A 7,969-nucleotide genomic window follows, 5' to 3' on the forward strand; every position below is an offset into this window, starting at 1 on the left:
TGGCGGCATCCTCCAGATTGGCGGGAGGAGATGTGTTATGCGCCCCGCAGCCTCGCAATCTCAGGCCCGACGATTGCGATAAACAATCCGGGATCGCCGAGAGCCCTCGTCGAGAGCATGGCCCCGTGAACCGAGGCCATCAGCATCTGGGCCTGTTCTTCCGGCCGCCTGTCCAGCCGAAACAGGCCCTGCTCTACTCCGGCCTGCAGTACCGAGGTCAGCCATGCCGCGAGATTTTGGAAATGGGCGCGGACGCGTGATGCGACCTCGTCGGGCAGCATCTGCATTTCGCTAGCGAGCATCGCGCAGATACAGAAGGGTTGCGAAGCGTTCTCGATGCATGAACGCCAGTAGTCGATGTAGAACTGCAGCTGGTCGGCAGGGCTTGCGGCCCGTTCGCGCAGAGACTGCAAACCCGCCTCCGCCTGCTTGGTGTAACGATCGACCAGCACCGCGACCAGCTCGGCCTTGGCCGGAAAATGATGGTGGATACTCGCTTTCCTGATGCCGATCGCGGCGGATATGTCGGCATAGCTGAAGCCGTTATAGCCGCCCGCCACCATGAGCGACTGCGCGATATCGAGGATCTTGTCCGACGTCGAAGGCGTTGATTTCATAGCGACGCCTACCTTCTGGTAGGCAGATTGTCAAGACGAGGAGCTTTCTCTTCAATCACAAGAAGGTGTCTGCCCGCGGCATTGACTTCGATAGCATAACCTTCCTACTAGTAGGTAGGCCAAAACAAGGAAACTCTCGATGCAAGCTCAATCTTCAAACCAGTCCAACTGGCTGCGATCCTATTATTTCACGCGCGCCGCATTCTCGGTCGTATGGATTGCCGCCGCCATTGCCTTCGCCGGGCAGCCGAGCGCCGCAGCCTTTTTGCTGGTGATCTATCCCTTGTGGGACGCGCTTGCCAATCTGGTCGACGCCCAGGCCAATGGCGGCCTGCAGGCCAATCCGTCGCAGACGTTGAATGTCGCGGTCAGCACGGTCACATCTCTCGCCGTCGTCATCGCGCTCGGCGTGAGCACCTATGCCGTCCTGGCCGTGTTCGGGGCTTGGGCAATCCTCTCGGGTCTGTTGCAGCTCTATACTGGTGTGAGGCGCTGGCGCACCGAGGGCGCCCAATGGGTGATGATCCTGAGCGGCGCGCAGTCTGCCCTTGCCGGCGGCTTCATGATCGGCCGCTCGCTTGGCGCCGCCCCGCCGACGATCCTCGATATCGTGCCTTATGCGGGCTTCGGCGCATTCTACTTCCTGCTCTCCTCGATCTGGCTTGTCGTCGCAGCCTATCGCAAGGCGCAGGCATAGGCCCGATGCAGTTCCTGCGGCGGCAAACCTAAAGCCGCCGCAGGAGGCCAGAGTCGGCTTATTCCCTTTGCTCTCCGCCGTAGACGAGATTTGCGGGAGACGATGACATTCTTTCGCGCTATGAAAGGCGACAAAAGTTCCCGCCCATAGACCCCGAGGTCACTCTCATGGCTTTGAAAGTTCTTTTCATTGGCGGCACCGGCCAAATCTCCTACCCCTGCGTCGAGCGCGCCGTTGCCGAGGGCCACCAGGTCAGCGTCTACAATCGCGGCTTGAGAAGTGCTGCCCTGCCCGCAGGGGTGACCTCGATCGTCGGCGAATTGGGATCGAGCGCCTATGCGGATCTCGCCAAGCGCAATTATGACGTCGTCTGCCAGTTCATCGCCTTCACGCCCGACCAGGTCGCCCGCGACATCGAGGTATTCTCGGGCAATTGCGGCCAGTATATCTTCATCTCCTCGGCCTCAGTCTATGAAAAGCCGCCGCGTCACTATCTGATCACCGAGGAAACCCCGGCGATCAATCCTTACTGGCCCTACAGCCAGGCGAAAATCGCCTGCGAGGAACTGCTCAAACTGTCCGGCAAACTCGCCTGGACGATCGTCCGTCCCAGCCACACCGTTCGCACCGGCTTGCCGATTATGATGGGCGACAGTGATGTCATGGCGAGACGCATGCTGGATGGCGAGCCCATCATTGTGGCGGGCGACGGCCACACGCCCTGGACATTGACCCGCTCAATCGATTTCACCATGCCTTTCGTCGGCCTATTCGGCAAGCAGGCGGCGCTCGCCGAGATTTTCCATATCACCTCCGACCGTGCGCATATTTGGGACGATATCCAGAAGACGATCGCAAGATTGCTCGGCGTCGAGGCGAAGATCGTCCACGTGCCGACGGACACGCTGATCCGGTACAATCCGGAATGGATCGGCCCGTTGCTCGGCGACAAGGCCTGGACTGCGATCTTCGACAATTCGAAGGTCAAGCGCGTGGCGGGCGACTTCACCTGCGCCGAGAGCCTCGATGAAATCCTCGCCGAGCCGATCATGCACCTCAAGCAGCGTCTGGCCATAAGCCGTCCACCGAGGGGTGAACTCGATGCTCTGATCGACCGGATTTGCGCGGCTCAAGGCGCGCTTGGCTAAGATACCCGGGAGGCGTGGAATGATGGCGACAGTGCGCCGCGCACACGCCACCAACTCGTTCATCGAAGAATAACCAGTTGAACACTTCGACGACAGCTCGGCTCTATTTCTTTCTTACATTGATATTGACTGTTACGTCCTTGATTGTTCCCTCGCCGTAGGTCACTCTCACCTTATACATATCCTTCCCGGAGTATCGGCTGTTGGAAGTATAATATTCAGATACGCCAGGAGATTTTCTGGAATTGCACCTGATCTGGGGCGCGCCTGTCGGATAATGTGAAAGAATTTTCTCGCTAACGAATTCTACCGATCCATGTGCGGGGGGCTGCACCAGCTTTATGCTCGGCATTGTCGCAGCGGTGCAGTCTGCATTCAAATTGTAAGACTGGCCCATTTTTGTTCGCTCGCCACTCACGGCGCGGCTATGATCCTGGGAGACTTGCACACCATCCTTGATGGTAACGCATGCAGACAGACCAAAGGTTGCGAAAACTATGGGAGTTAGAATATGGTTTGCTCTGAAAAAATGCGAACGCGGCATGCTTCTTTCAACCTTTGGTTTTAATAATATTACAATTCACCTTATCCAATGGGCAGCTTATTGCAATGGCGCGAGCCTTTCACAGAGGCTTCGCGCCTGCCTGATCTCTTCCACCCGCCGAAGGTAAAGCACCATTCTCCAACGCCTCTCCTTGGAGGCGGCATCCTCCAACACTGCTCATCCTGAGAGGCGCGCAGGCCAAAGGCCGAAGCTTCGAAGGACACGCGTCAACGCTGCTCTTTGCATCCATCAACGCCGACGCACCCGCCTCGTCCTTCGAGGCCCCTGCGGAGCACCTTTGGATGAGGCTCTCGTGGGCGTTGGCGCCGCAGCAACGCCTTTTAGAGTGAACTCATCAAGACAACAGTGCTCCTGTATCGACGCCTACTCCAGCCGCCGTGCCTCCAGCGGCGCCTCCTGCCTGAAACCCTCGAAACAGCGGCCGCCATGCAAGGCAAGTTCGCGGTCGGCCAAAGCCAGCAATCGTGTGCCCTCGCCTCCTGCCGCCAGCTTGAACGCCGCGTCGAATTCCGCCGCCAGTTGGGTATCGAGCTTGCCGATGAGACGCGGCGCCCACTTGCCGCGGCCGGTCCATTCGCCGCGTCCGAGCAGAATGAGATCGGCGAGCTTCTGGTAGAGTTGCGCGGCGATCGCCGCGATCTCCTCGGGCGGGCGCGTCCCGCGCAGATCGTCGGCAAGATCGGTGACCTGATAGCGCAGCATGTCGTAGCTGGTGCCGGCAAGCGCTTTCGGCCCGGCCGCCAGCATTGCCGCCGCCTTTGCCTGCACGATGCGCGCGCGCCCGGTATCCGGTCCGACCACGCGCCCCGTGGCGACCATGTTGGCCATAACAGGACAGCCGCTCTCGGTATCGGCATGGATATAATACGCCAGCGTCTCTTCATCGTGGACGAAGGCCTCGACCGGAAAGTCCTCGTGGGTGAAGGATTCCCGCCAGGCTCGTTCCAGTGACGGAAACACGACGACGAGATCGATATCCGAAAACGCTGTGCCTTCGCCGCGCAGCAGCGACCCGGTGGCGTAAGCGAAGGCGGCCCCGGCATAGCGGCTGGCAAGAGCGCGGCGGGCGGCGGCAAGCGCCCGCTCGGCAACTATCTGTTTCTGGATGTCGTCCACGATCTCGTCCTCGAATGGCGGCAGACGAGCGGATATGAAAAAACCCGCTCTTTTCCGGCGGGTTGGGTCTCAGCAGCAACGAACGGAATTCAGTTCATGCGTCTGCATCCACCGCCCGGGGCGGTGGTCGTAGACATCGTCGAAACTGCAAAGATCCCGATCATGGCGGCGAGGATATCGCCCGGCGGCCGGAGCGTCAATGCACCGAGAATGCTTCCCCGGCGCATTGTTTTCCGTCTAAGATGCCCCAAGACTCGTCAACCAGGAAGAGCCCGCCCATGTCCGATCCCGCCACCGTCATCCCGCTTCCAAAACCGGTTCTGCTGCCGGTCGAAGGCAGCGATGAGCACTTTCCGGTACGCCGCGTCTATTGCGTCGGGCGCAATTATGCCGACCATGCGATCGAGATGGGCCATGATCCCACCCGCGAGCCCCCCTTCTTCTTCCAGAAGAATGCCGAGAACCTGCTGCCGGCGGGCAGCGCTTTTCCCTATCCGCCATTGTCGAAGGACGTGCATTACGAGGTCGAATGCGTGCTGGCGCTGAAATCAGGCGGCACGAATATCGAGGCCGCGCAAGCGCTCGACTGCATCTACGGCTATGCCGTCGGCATCGATTTCACCCGCCGCGATCTGCAGGGCGAGGCCAAGAAACTCGGCCGCCCCTGGGAAGTCGCCAAAGCCTTCGAACATTCGGCCCCTGTCTCGGCGATCGTGCCGGCCAGCCGCCTCGGCCACCCCGGCGAAGGGCGGATCTGGCTGGAGCAGAATGGCAAACGCGTCCAGGACGGCGATCTCAACCAGATGATCTGGAAGGTGCCGGAGATCATCGCTGAGCTGTCGAAGCTCTTCACCCTTGCGCCGGGCGATATCATCATGACCGGCACGCCGGCCGGCGTCGGCGCCGTTTCCAGGGGCGACTGCATCAGTTGCGGTATCGACGGTGTTGCCACTCTATCGGTCGAGGTCGCCTGAGGAGAGAGCCATGCCCGTCTATGCGCTCGGCGGATCGACGCCGAAACTGCCCGCCGCCGGCCTCTATTGGATTGCACCGGATGCCAATATCATCGGCCAGGTCGAGCTCGGCGAGAATGTCGGCGTCTGGTTCGGCGCGGTGCTGCGTGGCGACAATGAGAAGATTACCGTCGGCGAAGGCACCAACATCCAGGAAGGGGTGATGGCCCATACCGACATGGGCTTCCCGCTGACCATGGGCAAAGGCTGCACCATCGGCCACCATGCCATCCTCCACGGCTGCACGCTGGGCGACAATGTGCTGATCGGCATGGGCGCCACCATCCTCAACGGCGCGAAGATCGGCAGCAACTGCCTCGTCGGCGCCAATGCGCTGGTGACCGAAGGCAAGGAATTCCCCGACAACTCGCTGATCGTCGGAGCACCCGCCCGCGCCATTCGTCAGCTCGACGACGCCGCAATCGAAGCCATCCGCCGCTCGGCGGAAAACTACGTTGCCAACTGGCAACGCTTCGCCCGCGATCTCAAGCAGATCGGATGATCAGGCAAGAGAAGAAGCGGGGCCAGCCGCGTCCTTCGAGACACCCCTATGGGTGCCTCCGGGTGACGGCTCCAGACTGATTTGGTTGAAAAACCGCCTTACTCGGCAGCCTCGAGAAACTGGCTGTTTCGCGAGGAAGAGGCAAGCGCCTGAACCCTGGCTTCCGCCTTGGCGATCAGCTGATAGAATTCGTCCTGCGCTTCGACATCCAGTTGAATGACGGCATTGACGTCATCGGGCGTATCGCAGACGCAGGCGACCGCCGAAATGGGACAGATGCCGCCAGGGTAACGCTTGCCGGTTCCGGTATAGGCGCGACGGCCCCAACGCTCGGAATAGACCGTTTCTTCCCGCTCGAGATGCAGGATCGTTCCCTTGCAGGCGGTTACAATAGCCGCCTTGCCGTAGGCGAACCAATGATAGTTCAGCCTCCGGAGAATATATTTGCCGGTGATGTCTTCGCCAGCCAGTTCGGCAGGGTTTTCAATCATTCTGATCATGAAGGCTTCCCTCAACGTTTGCAGAATATCCTTCATCTCTCTTTACGCAGCAAGTCAAAAAACGCTGCTTTTGGAGGCACTTAGTCACAAAGTGTTTCCGATTCTTACATCAGGCACGCGTCGAGCATCGTATTGGGCACACAATTCTTCGTCGAGTTTACCGCCGTCTGCACCCGATTTGAGCGTCGTTCGAGGTGGCGCCAGGCACCTTGGCGCCTGAACGACGACACGCCTCAGGAGAACTCACCGGCGCGGGGACCGGCAAGCGTCACGCGCCAGCCCGTGCGCGATTGGAAATCCTGAGTGGCCAGAAACGTATAGCCCGTCATGCGCCAAGGCCTCACGGCACTGGTCAGATTGTCGAGCACAAAATCGCCGCCATCCGTCCGGGCAATGAGAACGACATGGTTTTGATCATGCGGCCCAATGACTACCGAAAGCGCCAGCCGGTTCGATGGAAAACCAGCCTCGATCAGATCCTTCATCTTCTGGAGAGCATAGTCCTCACAGTCGCCGCGGCCGGCAACCGGCAGAGACCAAACATCCCCGTGGGAAGGCGGACGATCTTCTGCGGGAATGATGCGTAGATTTACGGCACGATTGATCTTTTGAAGAAGCGCTATTCCTGCCCCGTCGTTTCGCTGTTGCGCCGCCATCCTGCCGCATAGCCACTTGTACTTGGCACAGGCTGCGCCGAATCCCACAGGCGCGCCGATGCTTCTTGTCACCGGCAGCGATGATCCGGCAACAGCCTGAAAAGCAAGAAAAAAGAATGAAATAGCAGCAAGAGAAAAGAGACGCGCCATAGCCGATTCCCCTATTTGACCCGAGACAATAACAGAGTCGGGATAAAAATTTATTAAAATTTTATACTTGCGAATTTAACCCTATTATATAAGCGATACAGATTAACCATTGTTTATTCTTCACGTTAATTCGTTGTTAGTATAAGAACCCTCCCCATTAACATTCGGTTAACCTTGGGAGACGCATGAAATGATCAGCAGAGCATCGAAAATCGGACTTGCCATTGCTTCCCTCCTGGCAAGCAGCAGCTTGGCAACGGCAGCCCCGGCGGTCGTTAATTGCAACAGCGCAGTTCGCGGCACGCTCGAATACAGGCTGTGCATGCCGACCAGAGCAATTCAGGCGGATGGCAAGTTCGGCCCGAACGATAACGATCGTGGCAGCCAAGGCATCGGCAGCGGCAAGAAGTCGTCCAGCACCGGTTCGGCCACCGGAACCGGTGGCAATGGCGATCAGGTTGCCGACGGGGGCGGATCGGACACCGGCGACGGCAACGGCAACGGCAACGGCAACGGCAACGGCAACGATGACGACGATCATGGCGACGGCAAGGACCACGATCACCATGGCGGCAAGGGCGGAAAAGATCACGATCATGGCAAGGACGGCCATGGGAAAGACCACCACGGCGACAAGGACCGCGATCATCACGGCGGCAAGGGCGGAAAAGATCACGATCATGGCAAGGGTGGCCATGGGAAAGACCACCACGGCGACAAGGACGGCGATCATCACGGCGGCAAGGGTGGAAAAGATCACGGGCACGACAAGGATGGCCCGAGCCATGACGGACGCGACGGTCCTGGCAAGGACGGCAAGGACGGCCCCGGCAAGGGCGACAATGGTGGCTCCGGCAAGAGCGACAATGGCGGCTCCGGCAAGAGCGACAATGGCGGCTCCGGCAAGAGCGACAATGGCGGCTCCGGCAAGAGCGACAATGGCGGCTCCGGCAAGAGCGACAATGGCGGCTCCGGCAAGAGCGACAATGGCGGCTCCGGCAAGAG

The 7,969-nt window shown here is 59.6% G+C and carries 8 protein-coding genes and 1 pseudogene; 5 read left to right on the top strand and 4 right to left on the bottom strand.

Annotated elements, in window-relative coordinates; genetic code table 11:
• Positions 1 to 35: 35 nt before the first annotated feature.
• On the bottom strand, positions 36 to 617 hold the full coding sequence (locus tag FHX03_RS21145) for a TetR/AcrR family transcriptional regulator (RefSeq protein WP_183855302.1): 582 nt from the start codon (positions 615 to 617) through the stop codon (positions 36 to 38).
• A 139-nt stretch (positions 618 to 756) separates the two neighbouring features.
• On the opposite strand from FHX03_RS21145, the gene FHX03_RS21150 reads away from it, so the two are divergent.
• Both FHX03_RS21150 and FHX03_RS21155 read left to right on the top strand, forming a co-directional pair.
• Entirely contained in the window at positions 757 to 1,314 is a 558-nt protein-coding gene (locus tag FHX03_RS21150; protein ID WP_183855304.1) for a DUF308 domain-containing protein, read from the top strand.
• Positions 1,315 to 1,481: 167 nt separating this feature from the next.
• Complete coding sequence (locus FHX03_RS21155; RefSeq protein ID WP_183855305.1) at positions 1,482 to 2,462, top strand: SDR family oxidoreductase; 981 nt, start codon at positions 1,482 to 1,484, stop codon at positions 2,460 to 2,462.
• A gap of 928 nt (positions 2,463 to 3,390) precedes the next feature.
• Here the strand turns inward: FHX03_RS21155 and FHX03_RS21160 are convergent.
• Positions 3,391 to 4,143, bottom strand: a complete 753-nt coding sequence (locus FHX03_RS21160) for a nucleotidyltransferase domain-containing protein (protein WP_183855307.1) — start codon at positions 4,141 to 4,143, stop codon at positions 3,391 to 3,393.
• A 278-nt stretch (positions 4,144 to 4,421) separates the two neighbouring features.
• Here FHX03_RS21160 and FHX03_RS21165 point away from each other — a divergent pair, with 278 nt between their 5' ends.
• Together FHX03_RS21165 and FHX03_RS21170 are read left to right on the top strand one after the other, a co-directional pair.
• Positions 4,422 to 5,117 (top strand): fumarylacetoacetate hydrolase family protein, encoded by a 696-nt coding sequence (locus tag FHX03_RS21165; RefSeq protein ID WP_097626046.1) that lies wholly within the window; start codon positions 4,422 to 4,424, stop codon positions 5,115 to 5,117.
• A 10-nt stretch (positions 5,118 to 5,127) separates the two neighbouring features.
• Positions 5,128 to 5,658 (top strand): gamma carbonic anhydrase family protein, encoded by a 531-nt coding sequence (locus tag FHX03_RS21170; protein WP_097626047.1) that lies wholly within the window; start codon positions 5,128 to 5,130, stop codon positions 5,656 to 5,658.
• 98 nt (positions 5,659 to 5,756) lie between these two features.
• Here the strand turns inward: FHX03_RS21170 and FHX03_RS21175 are convergent, their stop codons facing one another.
• Entirely contained in the window at positions 5,757 to 6,158 is a 402-nt protein-coding gene (locus tag FHX03_RS21175) for a hypothetical protein (protein ID WP_012558183.1), read from the bottom strand.
• 233 nt (positions 6,159 to 6,391) lie between these two features.
• On the bottom strand, positions 6,392 to 6,964 hold the full coding sequence (locus FHX03_RS21180) for a transglutaminase-like cysteine peptidase (protein WP_183779576.1): 573 nt from the start codon (positions 6,962 to 6,964) through the stop codon (positions 6,392 to 6,394).
• A gap of 190 nt (positions 6,965 to 7,154) precedes the next feature.
• On the opposite strand from FHX03_RS21180, the pseudogene FHX03_RS21185 reads away from it, so the two are divergent.
• Positions 7,155 to 7,969, top strand: a pseudogene (locus FHX03_RS21185) (hypothetical protein); the annotation flags it as partial.

The organism is Rhizobium sp. BK456, assembly GCF_014194045.1.
Lineage (GTDB): Bacteria > Pseudomonadota > Alphaproteobacteria > Rhizobiales > Rhizobiaceae > Rhizobium > Rhizobium redzepovicii.

Excerpts from the sequence above, each read along its gene's own strand:
- FHX03_RS21155 (WP_183855305.1), top strand. The coding sequence starts at position 1,482 with ATGGCTTTGAAAGTTCTTTTCATTGGCGGCACCGGCCAAATCTCCTAC.
- FHX03_RS21170 (WP_097626047.1), top strand. The coding sequence starts at position 5,128 with ATGCCCGTCTATGCGCTCGGCGGATCGACGCCGAAACTGCCCGCCGCC.
- FHX03_RS21150 (WP_183855304.1), top strand. The coding sequence starts at position 757 with ATGCAAGCTCAATCTTCAAACCAGTCCAACTGGCTGCGATCCTATTAT.
- FHX03_RS21175 (WP_012558183.1), bottom strand. The coding sequence starts at position 6,158 with ATGATCAGAATGATTGAAAACCCTGCCGAACTGGCTGGCGAAGACATC.
- FHX03_RS21145 (WP_183855302.1), bottom strand. The coding sequence starts at position 617 with ATGAAATCAACGCCTTCGACGTCGGACAAGATCCTCGATATCGCGCAG.
- FHX03_RS21165 (WP_097626046.1), top strand. The coding sequence starts at position 4,422 with ATGTCCGATCCCGCCACCGTCATCCCGCTTCCAAAACCGGTTCTGCTG.
- FHX03_RS21180 (WP_183779576.1), bottom strand. The coding sequence starts at position 6,964 with ATGGCGCGTCTCTTTTCTCTTGCTGCTATTTCATTCTTTTTTCTTGCT.